The following is a 19,907-nucleotide window of genomic DNA, read 5'->3' as shown; positions in this document are numbered from 1 at the left end:
GCCCGCGCCCAGCTCGCGGGCGCTTTCCCGCTACGCCTGACCCCGGCTGCCACGCCGCCCTCCCTGCCCCCGTTTGCCACTATCACTGGCTGTCATGTCACGTACATGTCGCTTGCTTTTTCATTTAAATACGAATATAAATGCGACTCATTTGCATTTCATAAAACAATTTCGCAGCCATTCAGGCCGGCCTGACGCGCCGCGCTTGGGGTCGCGATTACGCAACAGGTCAGGGGTTTGCACATGTGCCGCAGGAAAGGGGCAGCCCGGCGTTCGCCGCTCGCCAAGGGGAATCAGCTGGGTCAACGGGTTAGCGCAGTACTCGTCGCGGGGCTGCTGAGCTTCGCAATACGGCCGGTCATGGCCGAGACCGCGGATAGCACGGCCTCCTCGGGCGCTGATGAAGCCACCGGCAAAGAATTGCCGCAAGTGACCGTCAACGGCGAGCGAGCACATGGTTTTGCGCCGAAATCCGTCGAAACGGGTCCGTACAACGGAATGGACGTGCTGGACGTGCCGGCCACGGTGAACGTCGTGACGCGCGGCGTCATGGACGCTCAGGGCGACACGGGCCTCTATGACGCTCTGCGCAATGTGGCGGGGGTCACGCGCCAGCAGTTGAGCGGGCTGGCCTACGACAATCTTTCGATCCGCGGCATTCCGCTCGACAACCGGGCCAGCTATTACATCAACGGCATTCTGCCGATCGACAACAACATCTGGATGCCGATGGAGGACAAGGACCGCGTCGAAGTCCTGAAAGCCGCCTCCGCGCTCTATTACGGTTTCGCCGCGCCCGCCGGCATCGTCAACATGGTGATGAAGCGCGCCGGCACCGAACCCGTCACCAGCGTGAGCGCGCTCGGCGACTCGCACGGGTCGTACGGCGCAAGCGTGGACATCAGCCGGCGCTTCGGCACCGACAGTCAGTTCGGCGTGCGCGTCAATGCAATGGATGAACACGTCGAGACGCCCATCGACGGCGATCATGGCTATCGAAAGTTCATCAGCGCCGCGCTCGACTGGCGCGTCAACAATCGCCTGACGCTGCAGTACGACCTCGAGCACATCGAGACGAGTGTCGTCGAACAGGCCGGCATTGTGCCGCTCGCAGCCAACAAGCAGGGCGTCATTGCGATGCCGGCCATTCCCGATCCGACCAGGCTGCTGTCGGGCGCAGGCTATCCGACGCGGGCCAGCGCGGACACGAACCTGATCCGGGCGCAATACGCGTTCTCCGACAACTGGAGCGTGAGCGTGGCCGCAGGCGAATCGATTACGCGGCGCGACCGCTGGAACTGGGTGTTTCAGAAGTACAACGTGGTGACCGGCGCGGGAACCGTGCAGGCCACGCAGCAAAACGGCCAGCGCTATCAGAACGAGACCGTCCGCCTCGAAACGAACGGCGTGTTCAAGACGGGCCCGCTGGCACATGACCTCACGCTCGGTGTTTCGCAGGACTGGATGTATCAGCCGAACTTCACGTCATACACGTACACGGCTGCGCAAAACCTGTATAACCCCGTCGACATCACCGCGTTGACGCCGAGCGGCACGCCGAAACCGTTCTTCGCGCAGCATGTCCGCAATGGCGGCGCTTACCTGTACGACCGGATCGATCTCACTTCGCGCCTGCAGTTCATTCCCGGTGTGCGCCAATCCGAATACATCACGTCTCAGGCAGGCACGCCCAACTCGGACGTCAGCAGGACCACGCCGTCGGCGAGCCTGAGCTTTCGCGTGACGCCCACTACCAGTGTCTACGCGAGCTACGTAGAAGCGCTCGAATCCGCGGGCAGCGCCCCCGCCACCGCCGAAAACGCCAACCAGATCCTGCCCGCATCCGTCAGCAAGCAGGAAGAGATCGGCGTGCGAAGCCAGATCACGAGCAACATGCTTGCCTCGCTTGCGTTGTTCAATTTGCGCCAGCCGTCAGCCGATACCAATGCCGACAACGTCTATGTACTCAACGGCAATGCACGTTATCGCGGTGTCGAATTTTCGTTGCAGGGCGACCTGACGCGCGATCTGTCGGTGATCGGCTCCGCGGTCTACCTCGATGCCACGCAAGTCGATTCACCTGATCCGGCGCTGGTCGGCAAAACGCCCGAAAACGCCGCGCACGTGACCGCGAGCCTGTTCGCCGACTACCGCATTCCGGCTGTTGCGGGGCTGTCGGTCAACGGCGGCATGTACTACATCGGACCGCGCAAGGTCAACGATCTGGACCAGGCCTCGATTGGCGGTTACACGCTGTTCACGGCGGGCTTGCGCTATTCCACGCGCATTTTCGGCAAGCGCGCGACTTTTCAGGCGAACCTGGAAAACGCCACCAACAAGCGTTACTGGAGCGCGGTCGGCTCGAACCAGATTGGTGTTGGCCTTGCCCGCACGCTCGAACTCAGTTCGACCTTCGACTTTTAATACGCGCACTTCTCACCTCCAATCCAGCGGACGACATCATGCAGGCAACCATCCTGAAACCTGACGCCCGGCAGGCAACGTCGCAAGACAACACGCAGAAATCGCGCTCGCGCCGCAGCACTTTTCTCAAATGGCTCCGCAAGATTCACGGCTGGGTCGGCCTGTGGGGTGCGGTGCTCGGGCTGCTCTTCGGCGTGACCGGCATCTTGCAGAACCATCGTGCGACGATGAAGATCAAGGTGGGCGGTCCCCTCGTCTCGACCATCCAGGTCGCGGTGCCAACGCCGCCGCCCAAGTCGCCACGCGAGCTTGCGGAATATCTGCAGACCGAATTGAAGCTCGACCGTCCCGCCGCCCGCGTGACGCGCGAGAAAGCCCAACCGGTCACATGGGGCGACCAGTCCGTGATCCAGCCGGAACACTGGACCGTGCGCTTCATCGCGCCCAGCTATCTGGTCACCGCGGATCTCTGGAAAGGCAGCAGCATGGTGAGCGTCGAGCGGCGCGACCAGGGCTTCGTCAACACGATCGAAGGTTTGCATCGTTCCGAAGGCGCGGGCGTGGGCTGGATTCTGCTGGCGGATTCGATTGCAGGCAGCCTGATCCTGCTGTCGCTCACCGGCGTGCTCTTGTGGACCGAACTGAACCGGCGCAAAACCATCGGCACGTCGATTTTCGTGGTGTCGTTGGCGGCCGCAATCGTGCTGGCGTCGCAGTCCATCTGATCGCGCTGCAAAGGCGCGCGGGCACGGAGCACCTGACGACTAGAGGCCGGTCTCGACCGGCTGCCTCTATGATGAGACCCTCCCTGGTCGAATCCATCACTCATGCTCACCGTCCATCATCTGAACAACTCGCGTTCGCAGCGCGTTCTGTGGCTGCTGGAGGAACTTGGCGTTCCTTACGAGCTCAAGCGCTACCAGCGCGATCCGAAGACGATGCTGGCGCCGCCCGAATTGCGCGCCGTTCATCCGCTCGGCAAGTCGCCTGTGATTACCGACGACGGCCAGACCATCGCCGAATCGGGCGCGATCATCGAGTATCTGCTGGAGCGCTATGGACAGGGACGCTTCGCGCCTGCCGCAGGCACGCCCGAACGTCTGCGCTACACGTACTGGCTGCACTACGCGGAAGGTTCGGCGATGCCGCCGCTGCTGCTGAAACTGGTGGCATTGCGCATCGCCAGTGCGCCGATGCCGTTTTTCGCCAAACCGATTGCACGCAAGATTTCCCAGACGCTGCAAGCGAGCTTCATTGATCCGCAACTCGAACTGCATCTGAGCTATATCAACGACGCGCTCACGCCGACCGGCTGGTTCGTCGGCAATGAGTTCAGCGCGGCGGACATCCAGATGAGCTTCCCGCTCGAAGCCGCCACCGCACGTGGTGGTCGCAGCGGCAAGATTGCGGCGGTCACGGATTTTCTCGAACGCATCCATGCGCGGCCCGCCTATCAGCGTGCACTGGAACGCGGCGGTCCTTATGAGCTGCTGAGCTGAAGCTGTTTAAACCGGGGCCGTCCGCACCGCCCCAGGTCTTCAGTTTTCGACGCCGGGGGCAGGCTCCGGCAGCTTGAACAACGTCAGGAAGCGTTTGACTGACGCCTTGTCGCCTTCTATGGTCAAGTCCCGCGAACGCACTGCCTCGTCGAGCTTGCGACCGTCGTAGGCAAGCGCCGCCAGCGTGTCCGGATCACTTTCGATCACCGCGTTCGGCTCCGCCGCATTACCCCGCGCGATTTCAAACTCGCCGTTGGCAACCTTCGCATCGAAGCGATACGCGCCCAGTCGCAATTCCAGACGCAGATTCAGACCGGCGGCCGCTTGCGCATCGAACATCGTGCGAAAAGACAGGATCAACGAATCGATGCTGAGCGGATTGCCGCGCGGCAGCGACGGTGAACGCGCGCCCCAGCGTCCGAGCGCCATGATGACCGGTTCCAGCTCATAGCCCCATTCCGTCAATTCATAGACCCACGCGGCCGCCGGCGGCGGCAGTTGACGCCGGCGCAGCACCGCCGCCTGTTCGAGTTCGTCCAGCCGCTGCGTCAGCACGTTCGGGCTGATTGCCGGTAGTCCCGCCCGCAAGTCGGTAAAGCGCTTCGGACCGAGCAGCAGCTCGCGTACCACCAGCAAGGCCCACCGCTCGCCCACCAGATCGAGCGCATGCCCGCCGGCACACCCGTCGTTATAGCTTCGCGTTGCCATGACACTGCCTGTGATTAACCATTTCGTTTAAGTATATCGGAAAGTTCCCAATCAGGAATTTTCAGTTGTCTTTTAGGACTATCAGGTGATAGAGTGAGATTCCCGTTTTTGTCTTTTTCGCTCAAGGAGTTGCTATGCTTCAGCTTGATCCTTACCTGACCTTCGACGGCAACTGCGCCGAGGCCATGCGCTTTTACGAACGCACGTTCGGCGGCAAGATCGAAATGATGATGACCGTGGGCGAATCGCCAATGCGCGACCAGTCGCCTCCCGGCAGCGAGAACCGCATCATGCATGCCCGGCTGGCGCTCGACGGCGGCCGCCTCATCATGGCGTCCGACGCGATGGTGGGCCAGCCGTACAGCGGCATGCACGGCATCTCGCTCACGCTGATGTATCCGAGCGCCGCCGAGGCGTTGAGCATGTTCGACACGCTCGCGGAAGGGGGCACGATCCACATGCCGATAGAAAAGACGTTCTGGGCCGAAGCATTCGGCATGTTGACCGACCGGTTCGGCACGCCGTGGCTCATCAACGGCGCAATGCTCCACCACTGAACCACCTCGAACCGTTGCAAAGGAGACGCACTGCATGACCCATAACATCGACCAGCGCAAACGCTGGCTAGCCCTGATCGTCCTGTGTCTCGGCGTCCTGATGATCGTGCTCGACTCGACCATCGTGAACGTCGCGCTGCCGTCCATTGCGGCAGACCTCGGCTTCTCCGAGACCTCGCTCGTGTGGGTCGTGAATGCGTATCTGCTCACGTTCGGCGGCTGTTTGCTGCTCGGCGGCCGGCTGGGCGATCTGTACGGCCATCGCAAGCTGTTTCTCGGCGGCATCACGCTCTTCACGCTCGCGTCGCTCGCCTGCGGCATGGCCAACTCGCAAGTGCTGCTGGTGTGCGCGCGCGCCGTGCAGGGCCTGGGCGGCGCCGTCGTGTCGGCCGTCTCCCTGTCGTTGATCATGAACCTGTTCACCGAGCCCGGCGAGCGCGCGAAAGCCATGGGTGTGTACGGCTTTGTCTGCGCGGGCGGCGGCAGCATCGGCGTGCTGCTGGGCGGCCTGCTCACGAATATCCTGAGCTGGCACTGGATCTTTCTGGTCAATCTGCCTATCGGCATCGCGGTCTATGCGATGTGCGTCGCGCTCCTGCCCGCCGGACGCGGCCACGCGCACGGCGAACGGCTCGACGTCGCAGGGGCCGCCACGGTCACCGCTTCGTTGATGCTCGCGGTGTACGCCATCGTCAACGGCAATGAGGCCGGATGGACCTCGGTGCATACGTTGGGCATGCTGTTCGCCGCGCTCGCGCTACTGGTGCTGTTTCTGCGCATCGAGGCACACGTACAGCATCCGCTGATGCCGCTGGCTCTGTTCAGGCTGCGCAACGTGGCGGTGGCCAATGTCGTCGGCGTGCTGTGGGCAGCAGCCATGTTCGCGTGGTTCTTCATCTCGGCTCTCTACCTGCAGCGTGTGCTCGGCTACAAGCCCATGCAGGTTGGGCTCGCGTTCCTGCCGGCCAATCTGATCATGGCGTTCTTCTCGCTCGGCCTGTCCGCGCGCCTCGTGATGCGCTTCGGTCTGCGCGCGCCGCTTGGCGTCGGGCTGTTGCTCGCGGCCATCGGGCTCGCTTTGTTCGCGAGAGCACCGGTGAACGGCGGCTTCATGCTGGACGTGTTGCCCGGCATGACCCTGCTCGGCCTGGGCGCGGGCATCGCGTTCAATCCGGTCTTGCTGGCCGCGATGAGCGACGTCGAACAGAGCGACTCCGGTCTCGCGTCCGGCATCGTCAATACGTCGTTCATGATGGGCGGCGCGGTCGGGCTCGCGGTACTGGCGAGTCTCGCCGCGGCGCGTACGAGTGAAGTGGAGCTCTCTCAAGGTATGCCGGCTGCGCTCAATAGCGGCTATCACGTCGCGTTTCTGACCGGCGCTGTGTTTGCCGCACTGGCCGCGCTGCTAGGAGCGTTGCTGCTGCGCGCGGGCAAGCAAAACGCCGCGCACGCCGCCCCCTCCGCACACGGCGACGCACCCGCCGCAAACCGTCCGCATAGCAACGACCGGGCCGTGACCGAGAATCTGTAACCGGCACACGAAACCCGTCACGAACCCACCACGAACCGTCGCGAACCGCAAATGCGCAATCCCGATCAAATGAACCTCAGCATGGTTCGCTAAGCTGGTTTCATGCTGACATGAGAGCTGGCATGAATCCCGTCGGAAAGGCGCTCTGGTTTATCGAAAGCTATATTGCGGGCGAGTTGACGCTCGACGAGATCGCCCAGTGTGGTTGCGTTTCGCGCTACCACTTGTCGCGTGCCTTCGAAGCGGCAACCGGTCGTCCGGTGATGCGCTATGTGCGCGCGCGTCGTTTGACCGAGGCGGCCCGGCGTCTTGCCGGCGGCGCGCCGGATATTCTGGCAATCGCCGTCGAATCAGGTTACGGCTCTCACGAGGCATTCACGCGCGCGTTTCGCGAGCAGTTCGGGCTTACGCCTGAGGCGTTGCGCGCGCAGGGTCATCTGGACAACATTGCCATCGTGGAGCCCATCAAAATGGATGAATCGATTCTCGCCAATCTGGCGCCGCCTCGTTTCGAGGACGGCAGGCCCTTGCTCATCGCAGGACTGAACGAGCGTTACAACTGCGAAGCCAGCATGGGCATTCCGGCGCAATGGCAGCGCTTTAACGAGTACTTCGGCAAGGTGCCCGGCCAGATTGGCCGGGTCGCCTATGGGGTCTGCTACAACGCGGACGACACCGGCAACTTCGACTACCTGTGCGGCGCCGAAGTCAGCGACTTCTCAAACCTGCCCGCCGCACTGAGCCACATACGCTTGCCGGCACAGCGCTATGCGGTGTTCACGCATCGCGAGCACATTTCGTCGATCCGGCGCACGTGGAATACCGTCTGGAACGCCTGGCTGCCGGGGTCGGGACATACGCCAGCGGACGCGCCGCACTTCGAGCGCTACAGCGAACAATTCGATCCGCTGACGGGAATGGGCGGCGTAGAAATCTGGTTGCCGCTCAAGGCTTGAGATGCGGTACACGAAGGGCGGGGCGAGGGAATGGCATCCCCTTTCCCTCGCCTTTGTTACGACGCCGGGCCAAGACCCGCGCGACGCAAGCGTGCAACCCCTTCAGCCAGTGCGACGACCGCCTGCTGCCCGTGCCTCTCGCGAATACTCATCGTCTGATCGCGCTCATCACGCGGACCGACTGCCACGAACATCGGCACCTGCTTTTCTCGGGCATCGACGATTTTCTTTTCCAGCCGCTCGGGCCGCTCGTCGAACGCCACGCGAATGCCAGCATCTTCCAGCGCCTGTACCACCTTCTCACCATACGCGGCGCTGGCGTCGTTGAGCGTCGCCACCACGACCTGCTCGGGGGCGAGCCACAACGGCAGCCATCCTCCATGATGCTCGAGCAGCATCGCGATGAAGCGCTCCACGCTGCCCAGCACCGCATGATGAATCATCACCGGCCGCTCGCGCTCGTTGCGCTCGTTGACGAACTGCGCATCGAGCCGTTCGGGCAACACGAAATCGAGTTGAATCGTGCCGCATTGCCAGCTGCGCGCGCGCTGATCCGTCAGATGGAACTCCAGCTTCGGACCATAGAATGCACCCTCGCCTTCGAGCACTTCAAATTGCAAACCGGCTGCGACGGCGGCTTTCGCCAAAGCGGCCTCCGCGCGATCCCACACTTCGTCGCTACCTGCGCGCACCTCCGGGCGCGTGGCGAGCGCCACTGAAAACGCCGGGAAGCCGAGCTCGGCATAGACTGCGCGCAACAGATCGCAGAAGCGCGCCACTTCGTGTTCTATCTGCGCTTCCATGCAGAACACATGAGCATCGTCCTGCACGAACGCACGCGTGCGTTTGAGGCCCTCTAGCGAACCCGACGGCTCATTACGATGACACGCGCCGAACTCGCTATACCGCACCGGCAGTTCGCGATACGAGCGCACGCGTTGACTGAAAACCTGCACATGACCCGGACAGCTCATCGGTTTCAGACACAGCGCGTGTGCCTCGGCCGCATCATCTGCATCGTGTGATTCGGATAACGAATACATGTGGGCGCCGAATTTCTCCCAATGTCCGCTGCGCTCCCACAGCGAGCGCGCCAGAAGCTGCGGCGTGCGGATCTCACGAAAGCCCGCGCGCCGCATTCGAGCGCGAATGTAGTCTTCCAGCACGCGGTACAGCTCCCAGCCGCGCGGATGCCAGAAGACCATGCCGGGGCCTTCCTCTTGCTGATGAAAAAGATCGAGCCTGTTGCCCAAAACGCGATGATCGAAATCGTCCACGGTAACGCTCCAGTTGATGTATGCCATCGACGAGGGGGCGTAAACGCCAAGGGCCCCGTCCGTCTCCGGCGGGGCCCTTGGGGGCTTGCTGCGGCTTCCTGCTTGACTGGCCTTAGCGCGCGCAACCTCCAGACGACCCGCCTGTGAAGGTGGTCGTCGTGGTGGTGACAGCCGCGAAGGAGATCGAATAGAGGTCCATGGATCGACAGTAATCGATTTTGTGGCGCTGCGTCAATCAACGGCTTTCGACGGCATTCAACGGGTGACGTCCCTGCTGGCCGCCGCCCGCCTCCGCCGGCTCGACTTCGAAGGCCTCGCCCGTGGCAAAAAACGATCCGCCGGCCACGTAGTGACAGGTGCGTTGCTCCGGATCGTCGCCGAAGTGCCAGCGGTTGTTCGAATAGACACGGCTATCCGCGTAGGCCGCAACCACCTCGCCGATGATCAGATCGTGGCGCTGACTATCGTCCGGAATCACCTTGCATTCCATCCACGTGATACAGCCGGCCAGCATCGGCACAGCGATTTTCTGCCCCGGAAATGTTTCCAGACCGAACGCTGCAAACTTGTCCAGGTCCGTGCCCGGCGTCGAGCCCACCGCGAGCGTCTGCCGCGCGAAGCCCCGGCTCGGCAATTGCAGGCCGAAGACGCCGCTTGCCTCGATCAGCTTGCGCGTGAGCGTGCGGCTGTCGACCACCACCACGACTTTGGGCGGATTGAAATCCAGCGGCATCGCCCACGACGCGGCCATCACATTCGTGCGCCCTTCATGCGCGCTGGTGACGATGGTGACCGGGCCATGATTCAGTAACTGCGTCGCGCGCGGCAATTCCACGGCTTGTCGGGTGCCTTTCATACATTCCTTGATCGTTTGGAGCGGGTATCGCTTCGTGTGTCACGTCGTGTCACGTCGTGTCGCGCGTCTTCGAAGCCGCGCCCACGTTGCAGCGTATTCTAGCCAGGCGGCGGCATGGATGATCGCCACGCTTCGATACGCATCGAAGCATGCGGCCCGCACGAGCGCCTATGATAGGCACATCGCAGGAGGTCGATCATGTGTGCTCAACCGAATATCGCGTCCACCGCGTTCCTGATTGCCGATCCGGCCCGCGCCACCATGTTGATGGCGCTCATCGAGGGACGCGCGCTGCCCGCCGGCGAACTGGCCTATGCGGCCGGCATCACCGCGCAAACGGCCAGCACGCATCTGGCGAAACTGCTGGCCGGCGGCCTCGTCGCGGTGGAGGCGGAAGGACGGCACCGCTATTACCGGCTGAGCAATTCGCACGTCGCGCATGTGATCGAGAATCTTGCCTCGATCACGCCGGTCGAGCGCCCGCGCACGAAACCGCTCGGCGCCGAAGCGCAAAAGCTGCGCTTTGCGCGTTGCTGCTACGACCACCTGGCCGGACAGCTCGGTGTGGCGATGACGCAGGCGCTGGAGCAGCGCGGTGTGATCGTCGCAACGAAGGACAAGCAGTTCGAGGTCACACCGGATGGCATCGCATGGTTCGGCCGCATGGGACTGAACGTGCCCGAACTGCAAGCCACCCGGCGTGGGCTCGCGCGCCAGTGCCTGGACTGGTCGGAGCGTCAGCATCATCTGGCGGGGCCGCTGGGTGTGCAATGGATGAACCTGCTGTGCACCAGCGGCTGGCTGCGCCGCGAGAAAGCGACGCGCGCGGTGCAGGTCACGCCGCAAGGCTGGGCGTGGATGAAGGAGCAACTTGGGATTGAGGGGAGACTGGGAGAGCTTGTGCTGGCTGCGTGATAAGCCGACCAGTCATGACCCGGGCCTCGCCTCCCGCGCCGGATGGCTCGCGCAACGAACGAAGGGGCGCGCCGCCCCTATCGTCCTTCATGCAGTCAACACCGCGGCCTACGGGGTGTGTCTCGCCTACCTCAGGTAACCAAAATAAAATCACGCGGGCCACACACTGCCGGGAGTGCCGGTCACACGGAAGGCAGACTAACTCTTCTCGGTTTGCTCGGTGTGCGCCGGGTCAAGCGGCTTGTGCTGCTCGTCCCCCAAGCCCGGAAAAAACGCATTCCACGCGGCTCTCACGCCTTCGGCTGCGGTCGCTTCCGCGCTAAAGCTCTCGGCCTCGCCGGAGCGGGCCGGATCGGCGGATAGCCCGCGCCAGTGCGTAAACACCAGCAGCGGCTTCTCGCTCCACTCACTCGCGCCGAACTTCGCAAACGCTGTATCACCGCTCACCAGTTGAACCTCATACCAGCCGTCACGAACGGGCGTATAGCGGTCCAGCGGAAACCACGCGGTCGGTTGAATTTCCATCATGTCCTCTTTTGATCGATAGATCGTCACGGATAAACATAAGGCATTCTTCATGCCCGACATGCGCGTCGAGCGGGATCAATATCGCATGAAGCCGCGCCGCTGTTAAGAGGCCGCGGCGCGTAGCATCGGCGGCCAGACGGGTATCGGGTAACGCACCGCTGTCGCTCGTATCCGCAGGCGTAAAACTTACACAGCGCGAGACATTCCGACGTGCACCATGCTGCATACGCCGCGCCTCTACCGCTTGTCTACCGCTTGCTTTTGCGCTGTGCGGCAAGCTCGCGCGCCATGTCCGCCAGTTGGCTCACTGCCGCCGCAATCTGCTCAGCTGGCGTATTGCCGTAGCCGATCACGAGGCCGTTGTCTTCATCGGAGGGTTGCAAGGCAAAACTGGACAGCGCGCGTGGTGCGAGCCGCTGCGCTTCGGCGCGCTCGACCAGCGCGCGATCCGCGATATGGCGTGGCAGCCGCAGCGTGAGATGCATGCCGCAGTGGCCGCCGAGAATCTGCGCCGGGGCGAAGTGCACACCCAGCGCCTCGCGCAACGCCTGCTGACGCTCACGATACAGACGCCGCATCCGCCCGAGATGACGGCCGAATTCGCCTGCCTCGATAAAGTGTGCGAGCGCCAGCTGGTCCAGCCGATGCCCCCCGCGCAGCATCTCCTGCAGCGCGACGCGCGTGTGCGCCGCCATGCTGCGCGGCAGCACGACGAAACCGATGCGCAAGGCCGGAAACATCGTTTTGCTGAACGAGCCGACATACAGAACCGGCGCATCCGCCACCAGCCCCTGCATGCTGGCGATCGGCTCGCCGGTGTGGCGAAACTCGCCGTCGTAGTCATCCTCGATCAACCAGGCGCCCGCGCGCCTCGCCTGCGCAATCAACTCCAGCCGCCGCGCGACGGAGAGCACAGCGCCCGTCGGATATTGATGCGCAGGCGACGTATAGATCAGCTTCGGTGGATTGACGCGCCACGCGTCCGGCGGCACAGCGATGCCTTCCGGATCCACGCGCATCGGCACGGTTTTCAGATCGCCCAGGTTGAAGGACGCTTTCGCGCCGCGATAACCCGGCTCTTCGACCCATGCAATGTCCCCGGGATTGGTGAGCAGCCGCACGCACAGGTTCAGCGATTCCTGCGCGCCTTCAGTGATCACCACTTGCGAGCCGTCGCAACGCACGCCACGCGCAATCCGCAAATGCGCGGCAATCGCATCGCGCAAGGCCGGTTCGCCCGCTGCCGGGCCATAGCCGAGCGCGTGAGGCAGCGCGTGCTCCATCGCGCGTTCGAGCGAGCGCCGCCACGCGGCCAGCGGAAAGCGATCGAGGGCCGGCGTGCCGGGCATCAGCAGCGACGCACCCTCCCGTTGCGGCCGGATCGCCGCGAACGGTTCGAGGCGCGCTGCGTAGGCGACCTCGGATGCCGCCGCTTCCTGTTGCGCGTCGGCGTGGGCCGCAGGACTCGACAGCGACGTCACGCGCGTGCCCTTGCGATCGGCCAGCACGTAGCCCTCGGCCACCAGATGGTCATACGCGATCACCACCGTGTTGCGCGACACCCCCAGTTCCGCCGCCAGCAGCCGCGACGACGGCAGCCACGCACCCGCTGGCAGACGCCCGCCCAGAATGGCCTGCTGCAGACGTTCTATCAATTGCCGCTGCAGCGACAAAGGCTTGCCGGCTGACGTGACGGCGTCGTGAGCCAGTGGCCCGATAATTTCGATCATGATGACTGGATCCATCAAATGCACTGGTCGTGGATCTTTTTAACATACCACGTTTGCCGTATCGTCCTGGTAGATGGCCAGCTCAACCATGGCGCCGCGCCTCGGCCACCAGGGCCGGCGCAAGACACGAAGGAAACCAGATGAAAGCGCAAGCGCGACTCAACGAATTCATGCAGCCGATCGGCGAACCCGTGCCGGACTGGAAAGGCGCCAGGGTGCCGGGACGTGAGCCGCTCGTCGGCCGCTATTGCAGGATCGAACGCGTGAATGTCGAACGGGATGTCGAAGCGCTCTACGAAGCCTACCGCGAGGCCGTCGATGGCCGCGACTGGACCTATCTGGCGGTCGGACCGTTCACCAGTCTCGATGCGTATCGCGAACATCTGACGAAGGCGGCGGCACTGGCCGATCCCATGCATCACGCGGTGATCGATCAGGCCACCGGCAAGGCAATCGGCACGCTCGCGTTGATGCGCATCGACCCGGCCAATGGCGTGATCGAAGTCGGTCACGTCACCTATTCGCCGCGTCTGAAGCGAACGCGGATTGCCAGCGAGGCCATGGCGCTGCTGATGAAATATGTGTTCGAAGAGCTGGGTTATCGCCGCTTCGAATGGAAGTGCGATTCGTTGAACGGGCCGTCGCGCGCGGCGGCACTGCGGTATGGCTTCAGGTTCGAAGGCATCTTTCGTCAGGCCATTGTGTATCGCGGACGCAACCGGGATACCGCGTGGTTCTCGGTTATCGACAGTGAGTATCCGGCGCTGCGCACAGGCTTCGCGCAATGGCTGGATGAGCGCAACTTCGATGCGCAAGGTCAGCAGATCGAGCGGCTCGCCGAGCTGATTGCGCGGCAACAGCAACAGGCGACGGCCGGTTGAGGCTTGCTGAACGCCGAGGCGTTCCTGCCTGATGCTTCAGATCATGTGGCAGATCGCCGATCAGACCGTGGTTCAGTCCGCAACCGCCCCGGCCGCCCGGCGAAACTGGATGGTCGGCTTGCCCTTGTAGGACGAGTGAACCCACTCTACGTAACCGCACTTGCGCGCCACCCGCAGCGACGGCTCGTTGTCCGGCGCGATCATGCACGCGGTGTCGGCGCCGGGCCACTGCGCGTCGGCCCAGCGCAATGCGGCGCGCACGGCCTCGGTTGCATAGCCGCGACCGTGTGCGGCGGGGCTCAACGCCCAACCGGCCTCGGGCGTGCCGTCGAGCGAGGGTTCCATCTGCCGCTGGAAATCCGCAAAGCCCACTTCGCCGACAAACAGGCCGCTCTCCTTCTCTCGCACCACCCAATAGCCGAAACCCAGCAGCGTCCAGTGTCCGACGTAGCGCAGCAGTCGCGCCCAGACCTCCTCACGCGTAAACGGCTGGCCGCCGATGTAACGGATGACCTCCGGATCGGACCACATCGCGTAACTCTCGTCGAAATCCGCACGGACATGAGGACGCATGATCAGGCGGTCAGTGTCGATTTGCGTGGTGAGATCAGCGGACATGATGAAGTCGGAAAATGGGTTGGGCGGGTGCCTGGGATGATCGCAGATTTTGACGGGCGGCAGTCGGGCCGCGCAGTACTATCTAGCATCAGTTGGAAGTCTTTAGGGCAAGTTAAGCTTCTCTCGCACCACACCGTCCGGAATACGGCTCGCAAGAGACCCAAGGCACCCCATGAAGCTCCGTTCCAGATACCTGTTCGCCGTGTGCATCAACCTGATGCTGCCGTGGCTCACCTATCATTTCGCGCAGCCGCACTGGGGGCTGGCGGGCGGGCTGATCGCCTCCGCGGTGCCGCTCGTCGTCTGGATTGTCTGGGACTTCACACGCTACCGGCATTTCGACGCGTTGAGCGCCATGGTTCTGGTCGGCGTCGCCCTTTCACTCACCGTCGTGTCGTTCGGCGGCGACGTTCAGGCGCGGGCGCTGGAACTGCCTCTGGTATCCGGCATGATCGGCGTGGCTTTCCTCGTTTCGCTTGCATTGCCGCGTCCGCTGGTGTTTTATCTCGCACGCTCTACCATGGCCCGCGAAAGTATCGAGAGCGCCCGCGCGTTTGAACAGGACTGGCGCCAACGTCCTGCGCTCGGCGCAGCCATCCGCATGCTGACCCTGGTCTGGGGCATCGGCCTGACGGTAGAAAACGCCTTACGCCTGTTTATCGTGTGGCGCGGCGAAGACGACCCGCAAGCCGCTTTCGCTTCGCACGCTTTGCGCTACGGGGTGTACGCCGGCTTGATGCTCTGGACCATCTGGCGCCGAATCGAAATCCGCAAGGAGGCCGAGCGGGAGGCAAGCGCCCAGGCGGACACGACCGCACAGTAAGCCGCTGCACCCGAGGGACCCGGCCGCATCCACGCCACCGCCCCGCTCACGCCAGATCCAGAAAGCGCGCGAGACACGGATTGCGATTCACCGGCGACCACACCAGCACCTGCTCGATCATCGGCGCATCCGCCAACGGTCTGAACACGACGCCGGCAAGCTGCGCCTTGCGCATCGAGGCGGGCACGAGCGCGACGCCCACGCCTTCATCGACGAGGCTCAGCACCGTCTGCTGCAATTGCACTTCAAAGCGGATATCCGGCTCGAAACCGCCTGAGCGGCAATGCTCCAGAATCGCCGCGCGCAAGGTCGGCGCGACTTCCTCTGACGCCAGCACGAACGGCTCGCCCGCCAGTTGCGCGATCTTCAGCTGCCGCGCGCGCGCCCGCGGATGGCTACGCGAAAGCGCCACGCACAACGGTTCGCTGACGATCGTGCGGGTCGCGAGGCTCTTGTTAGGCATGCATGGAAACATGATGGCCGCATCGATCTGCCCGGCCAGCACTTGCGCGGCCAGATCGTTCGACACCACTTCGCGCAGATTCAGCGCCACCTCGGGATACGCGGAGCCGAACGTGCGCGCATAGCCCGGCACCACGCTATACGCCGCGCACATCGTGAAACCGATGGAAAGCGTACCCGCGTCGCCGTCTGCGGCAGCGCGCGCATTGCGAGCCGCCTGATCGAGCGCGCTGAGAATCGCTCTCGCGTCCACATAAAAGCGCTCGCCGGCGGCCGTCAGCGTGACGCTGCGCGGACTGCGCTCGATCAGCGTCACGCCGAGGCTGGCTTCCAGCGCGGCCAGCTGACGGCTGAGCGGCGGTTGCGAGAGATTGAGCCGTGCCGCGGCCCGGCCAAAGTGGCGGGTCTCGGCCAGCGTCACGAAGTAGCGCAGCGGCTTGATATCGATCACGATGCAAAAAAGGTATTGTCGAAGGCCCAAAACGGTATTTGATTGTATCAACGCGACCCACTACTCTGGCGGATCGTCTCTCCACGCCGTACACGCGCTTCACCCATGTTATCCACCCTCGAGATTCTGCTCCCCGTTTTCGGCCTGATATTGGCGGGCTTCGTATGCCGCCGGCGCGGCGTGCTGGGCCCGACGGCCGCCTCGGAGCTGAACCGTTTCGTCGTGTGGCTCGCACTGCCCGCGCTGCTGTTCGATACGATGGCCCACGCCACCTGGCATCAGCTCTATCAACCGGCCTTCGTCGCCACCTTCTCGCTTTCCTGCGCAGGCATTTTCGTGCTGATTCTGGCGGTGCGGCTCCTGAGCGGCCGCCCGCTCGCCGATGCCAGCGTCGACGCAATCGCCGGGTCCTATCCGAACACCGGTTACATCGGCTTTCCGCTGTGCCTGATCGCGTTCGGGCCGGTGAGCCTGACGCCCACCACCATCGCCACCATCCTCGTCGCGTGTGTGCAGTTCGCCATCGCCATCGTGCTGATTGAAATCGGTCTGCAGAGCGAGCGTGCGCCGCATCGGCTGGCGCTGAAGGTCTTGCGCTCGCTGGCGCGCAATCCGTTGATCGTGTCGCCGATTGTCGGCGTGCTGGTCGCCAGCGCGCACGTCACGCTGCCGCAGAGTGCGGAAACCTTTCTGAAGCTGCTGAGCGGCGCGGCGAGCCCCTGCGCGCTCGTCAGCCTGGGGCTGTTTCTTGCGGAGAAGCGTTCGGGAGCGGCGACGGGGACGGGCACGTCCCTGTTGCTCACCGGCACCAAGCTGCTGCTGCAACCTGCGCTGACCTGGTGGCTCGCGGCGCGCGTGTTCGCCTTGTCGCCCATGCTCGTCGAAATGGCCGTGGTGCTGGCCGCGTTGCCCACCGGCACCGGACCCTACATGCTCGCGGAGTTCTACCGGCGCGAAGCGCACATCACGTCACGAACCATTCTGCTGTCCACGCTCGGCTCGCTCGTGACGCTGTCGCTGCTGTTGCTGTACAGGGGGCACGGCGCGTAAGCCGCAAAGAGGTAGCGCTCAGGATTTGTCCGCGTTTGCGCCACTTGCGGCGGTGGCCGGCGACAGCGCGCCCACCAGGCGACCGCGCGTCTTGCCTGCGGACTCGGCAAGCTGCCACGCGAACAGGCCCGGCACGAAGATCAGCAGATCGCGAATCCGCCGTGCACCCGCGAGCGCGAGACACGTGGACGGCTCGAGACCCAGTGCGCCGCCGATCAGGATAAAACCGCCCTCCTGCACGCCCAGGCCGCCCGGCACAAAAAACGCCGCGCTGCTTACCGCCTGAATCAGCGACTCGATCACCACGGCTTCCGTGAAGCTCACCTGCGCGCCGAGGAAATACAGCGCGAGCCAGATTTCGAGCGCGGTCGCCACGCATTGCACCGTCTGCCAGAAGAACAGATAGCGCAGCACCACGCCGCGGCGGCGCCAGATCAGTTTGATCGACCGATCGATCTGCGCGGACTGTCCAACGAGCGCCGCGAGCTTGCCGCTGGTCGCGTGATTGAGCATGCGCGTGAGGCGCTCGAAGGGGCTGGCATGCTGCACGAGCGAAAACAGCACCAGCAGCGGCGTCAGCGCGACGATGCCCCACGCCAGATCCGCCGCGAGCCGCAGCGTGCCGGATTGCGCATGGGCAAACAGAAAGCCGATGCCGACCATGGTGAACATCAGCTGACTGATCAGCGTGAGTTGCATATCGGCCACTAGGCTGGCCGCCGCTGTCGAGCCGCGCAGACCGCCGCGCCGCATCAGCCGAAACGACACGACCTCGCCGCCGATGCGCGCCACCGGCAGCATGCTGTTCACCGATTCGCGGATCCACACGATATGCAGCATGCCGAGCAGACTCGGCCGGTTCGCGCCGCGGATCAGCGTTTGCCAGTCACGCGCGTTGGCCAGCATGGGCAATACATGAACCAGGCCGGCCAGCACCAGCCCGGCACCCGCTGCGCGCATGAGACCCAGGACCGCGCCCGGATTGTCGCGAAACACCAGCCACAGCGAGGCCACGAGACCCAGCAGCGCGGCGATACGTCCCAGATGCTTCATGCCGCCACCGCGGAGTGCTGATGGTGGCTCATATCAAACGTCGTGACCCAACGGAAAAACGCGAGCGTGCTGCGCTGTTGCCGGATCCACTGATGCGGACCCGCGCAGCCTTCGAAGAAAACCTGCATGACCTGTTACTCGTCCTGAACCGGCGACAGCAAGCCGTCGCCATCTACCTTGAAGCTGAAGCCTCGCCAGATCACGCGCGTGGAGAAAAAGCTCGCCACGAAGATCGAAAACGACACGATGTCCCAGAAGGGCAGCAGCCAGAGATCGCGATGCGGTTGCCGCAACGCATGATCCGACTGCATTTTCAGGGCGAGACGCGCGAGCAGCGCCACACCCGCAAACGCCCACGCCCACAGCGCGCCGCCTGAAAACGCCAGCGCCAGCAGCGCAAACGCCAGCGGATGGATGAGCGCCGAGCCGAGGTGGCCGACCGGGTCGATGGTGCGAATGGTCCGGCTCCAGCGCAACTCGTGAGCGACCAGTTTGGTCGCACTCGTTTCGACGCACGCGTGCGACACGGTGAAGGGAGGAATGACCACCTTCTCGCCGATCATCCGCACAGCTTCGCCGATCGCATGATCCTCAGCCAGATGATGCACGAACTGCGCGAAGCCGCCGATCTTCTCCAGCGTCTCGCGCCGCATCGCAATGGTCTGCCCGAAGCACGGACGCGCCATGCCGAGTGCCAGTCCCGTCACCACGCCGGGGAGAAACTGATAGTTGGTCGCCTTCGCGGAAAGCCGCGGCCAGAAACCCGGATCAGGCTCGCCGCGATACAGGCAGGTCACGAGTCCCACGCCGGGCTTCTGCAATTCGCCGATCACGTTGCGCAGATAATCCGGGCCGACGCTTACGTCGCTGTCCGCGAACACCAGCACGTCATGCTGCGCTTCGGGCAGCATGTTGAGGATGTTGCTCATCTTGCGGTTGGGGCCGTAGAGACTTGCATCGGCCACCACCGTGATGTGCGCCTCGGGATGCAGCAGACGCAACTGCTCGACGGTGCGCAGCGCCGGATCTTCCGAATCGTGCACGCCGAACAGGAATTGCACCGGCGCGGGATAGGCCTGCTGGCAGAAACTCGAAAGATTGCTGAGCAAGGTCCATTCGGCGCCGTGCAGCGGCTTGACAATGGTGACAGCGGGAAAGCTGGTCGGCTCCGACGCGGTGCGCGCGAAGAAGCGCCGCACCAGCATGCCGGCCAACAAGGTGTAGGCGATGCCGAGCGCAGCGCTCGTGCCGCACAACACCGCGAGCGAGATGAAAATCAGATGTGCGGCGGGCAAAAGACCTTCCAGCTCGATCAGCCCGACCACGAGTGCCAGAATAATCAGGCAGGCAAGCCATGCTAGGCGTTTCATAGCTGGCCCGCCCGAGCGTTACGGTAGAAACGCCACGCGGTTTTCACGTCCATCACGCTTCGTGCGCGCGCAGGAACCGGAAGAACTCCACGCCTTCGCGCAGACGCCGCTTCATCATGTCCCAGCTCATCAGCATCTCGCGCACGATTTCCCAGATCTTCGACGGCCGGAAATAGAAGCGCTTGTAAAAGCTCTCGACGTGGTGATAAATCTCTTCG

19 protein-coding genes and 1 pseudogene are annotated in these 19,907 nt (G+C 63.6%); 10 read left to right on the top strand and 10 right to left on the bottom strand.

Annotated features, from left to right (window positions below; genetic code table 11):
* Positions 1-243 precede the first annotated feature (243 nt).
* From VGH41_RS14410 to VGH41_RS14400, 3 genes are all read left to right on the top strand, one after another.
* Positions 244-2,424, top strand: a complete 2,181-nt coding sequence (locus VGH41_RS14410; RefSeq protein ID WP_331598127.1) for a TonB-dependent siderophore receptor — start codon at positions 244-246, stop codon at positions 2,422-2,424.
* 38 nt (positions 2,425-2,462) lie between these two features.
* Entirely contained in the window at positions 2,463-3,149 is a 687-nt protein-coding gene (locus VGH41_RS14405; RefSeq protein WP_331598126.1) for a PepSY-associated TM helix domain-containing protein, read from the top strand.
* Positions 3,150-3,251: 102 nt separating this feature from the next.
* Positions 3,252-3,923 (top strand): glutathione S-transferase, encoded by a 672-nt coding sequence (locus VGH41_RS14400; protein WP_331598125.1) that lies wholly within the window; start codon positions 3,252-3,254, stop codon positions 3,921-3,923.
* Positions 3,924-3,962: 39 nt separating this feature from the next.
* Here the strand turns inward: VGH41_RS14400 and VGH41_RS14395 are convergent, their stop codons facing one another.
* On the bottom strand, positions 3,963-4,631 hold the full coding sequence (locus VGH41_RS14395) for a winged helix-turn-helix transcriptional regulator (protein ID WP_331598124.1): 669 nt from the start codon (positions 4,629-4,631) through the stop codon (positions 3,963-3,965).
* Between the two features lie 134 nt (positions 4,632-4,765).
* Here VGH41_RS14395 and VGH41_RS14390 point away from each other — a divergent pair, with 134 nt between their 5' ends.
* The 3 genes from VGH41_RS14390 to VGH41_RS14380 all read left to right on the top strand — a co-directional run bounded on the left by VGH41_RS14390 (position 4,766) and on the right by VGH41_RS14380 (position 7,675).
* On the top strand, positions 4,766-5,188 hold the full coding sequence (locus VGH41_RS14390) for a VOC family protein (protein ID WP_331598123.1): 423 nt from the start codon (positions 4,766-4,768) through the stop codon (positions 5,186-5,188).
* Between the two features lie 34 nt (positions 5,189-5,222).
* The gene (locus VGH41_RS14385; protein ID WP_331598122.1) at positions 5,223-6,719 is read left to right on the top strand and encodes an MFS transporter; all 1,497 of its coding nucleotides are present in this window, start codon (positions 5,223-5,225) and stop codon (positions 6,717-6,719) included.
* 122 nt (positions 6,720-6,841) lie between these two features.
* The gene (locus VGH41_RS14380; protein ID WP_331598121.1) at positions 6,842-7,675 is read left to right on the top strand and encodes an AraC family transcriptional regulator; all 834 of its coding nucleotides are present in this window, start codon (positions 6,842-6,844) and stop codon (positions 7,673-7,675) included.
* A gap of 56 nt (positions 7,676-7,731) precedes the next feature.
* On the opposite strand, the gene thrS is transcribed toward VGH41_RS14380, so the two are convergent.
* Entirely contained in the window at positions 7,732-8,952 is a 1,221-nt protein-coding gene (gene thrS / locus VGH41_RS14375; protein ID WP_331598120.1) for a threonine--tRNA ligase, read from the bottom strand.
* Between the two features lie 235 nt (positions 8,953-9,187).
* Positions 9,188-9,808: a flavin reductase family protein gene (locus tag VGH41_RS14370; RefSeq protein ID WP_331598119.1), complete on the bottom strand. Its 621-nt coding sequence runs from the start codon at positions 9,806-9,808 to the stop codon at positions 9,188-9,190.
* Positions 9,809-10,006: 198 nt separating this feature from the next.
* Between VGH41_RS14370 and VGH41_RS14365 the strand changes: the two genes are divergently transcribed.
* On the top strand, positions 10,007-10,723 hold the full coding sequence (locus VGH41_RS14365; protein ID WP_331598118.1) for a winged helix-turn-helix domain-containing protein: 717 nt from the start codon (positions 10,007-10,009) through the stop codon (positions 10,721-10,723).
* 198 nt (positions 10,724-10,921) lie between these two features.
* Here the strand turns inward: VGH41_RS14365 and VGH41_RS14360 are convergent, their stop codons facing one another.
* Positions 10,922-11,251 (bottom strand): hypothetical protein, encoded by a 330-nt coding sequence (locus VGH41_RS14360; RefSeq protein ID WP_331598220.1) that lies wholly within the window; start codon positions 11,249-11,251, stop codon positions 10,922-10,924.
* 248 nt (positions 11,252-11,499) lie between these two features.
* Positions 11,500-12,981, bottom strand: a complete 1,482-nt coding sequence (locus tag VGH41_RS14355) for a PLP-dependent aminotransferase family protein (protein ID WP_331598117.1) — start codon at positions 12,979-12,981, stop codon at positions 11,500-11,502.
* A 140-nt stretch (positions 12,982-13,121) separates the two neighbouring features.
* On the opposite strand from VGH41_RS14355, the gene VGH41_RS14350 reads away from it, so the two are divergent.
* Positions 13,122-13,862: a GNAT family protein gene (locus VGH41_RS14350; protein WP_331598116.1), complete on the top strand. Its 741-nt coding sequence runs from the start codon at positions 13,122-13,124 to the stop codon at positions 13,860-13,862.
* A 72-nt stretch (positions 13,863-13,934) separates the two neighbouring features.
* Here VGH41_RS14350 and VGH41_RS14345 read toward each other — a convergent pair whose 3' ends face one another.
* Complete coding sequence (locus VGH41_RS14345) at positions 13,935-14,480, bottom strand: GNAT family N-acetyltransferase (protein WP_331598115.1); 546 nt, start codon at positions 14,478-14,480, stop codon at positions 13,935-13,937.
* Between the two features lie 172 nt (positions 14,481-14,652).
* On the opposite strand from VGH41_RS14345, the gene VGH41_RS14340 reads away from it, so the two are divergent.
* Positions 14,653-15,303: a VC0807 family protein gene (locus tag VGH41_RS14340; RefSeq protein WP_331598114.1), complete on the top strand. Its 651-nt coding sequence runs from the start codon at positions 14,653-14,655 to the stop codon at positions 15,301-15,303.
* A gap of 46 nt (positions 15,304-15,349) precedes the next feature.
* Here the strand turns inward: VGH41_RS14340 and VGH41_RS14335 are convergent, their stop codons facing one another.
* A complete protein-coding gene (locus tag VGH41_RS14335) occupies positions 15,350-16,216 on the bottom strand; it encodes a LysR family transcriptional regulator (RefSeq protein ID WP_331598113.1) in 867 nt (288 codons plus the stop codon).
* Positions 16,217-16,321: 105 nt separating this feature from the next.
* Between VGH41_RS14335 and VGH41_RS14330 the strand changes: the two genes are divergently transcribed.
* Positions 16,322-17,266, top strand: a complete 945-nt coding sequence (locus VGH41_RS14330; protein WP_331598112.1) for an AEC family transporter — start codon at positions 16,322-16,324, stop codon at positions 17,264-17,266.
* 18 nt (positions 17,267-17,284) lie between these two features.
* Here VGH41_RS14330 and VGH41_RS14325 read toward each other — a convergent pair whose 3' ends face one another.
* From VGH41_RS14325 to VGH41_RS14315, 3 genes and pseudogenes are all read right to left on the bottom strand, one after another.
* Positions 17,285-18,319 (bottom strand): lysylphosphatidylglycerol synthase domain-containing protein, encoded by a 1,035-nt coding sequence (locus tag VGH41_RS14325; protein ID WP_331598111.1) that lies wholly within the window; start codon positions 18,317-18,319, stop codon positions 17,285-17,287.
* Positions 18,320-18,453: 134 nt separating this feature from the next.
* Positions 18,454-19,689, bottom strand: a complete 1,236-nt coding sequence (gene hpnI, locus VGH41_RS14320; protein ID WP_414696655.1) for a bacteriohopanetetrol glucosamine biosynthesis glycosyltransferase HpnI — start codon at positions 19,687-19,689, stop codon at positions 18,454-18,456.
* A 52-nt stretch (positions 19,690-19,741) separates the two neighbouring features.
* Positions 19,742-19,907, bottom strand: a pseudogene (locus tag VGH41_RS14315) (hopanoid biosynthesis associated radical SAM protein HpnJ); the annotation flags it as partial.

Source organism: Paraburkholderia sp. (genome assembly GCF_036488795.1).
Classification (GTDB): domain Bacteria; phylum Pseudomonadota; class Gammaproteobacteria; order Burkholderiales; family Burkholderiaceae; genus Paraburkholderia.
The sequence above is the reverse complement of the archived record's forward strand: the minus strand, read 5'-3'. Positions and strand labels throughout refer to the sequence as shown.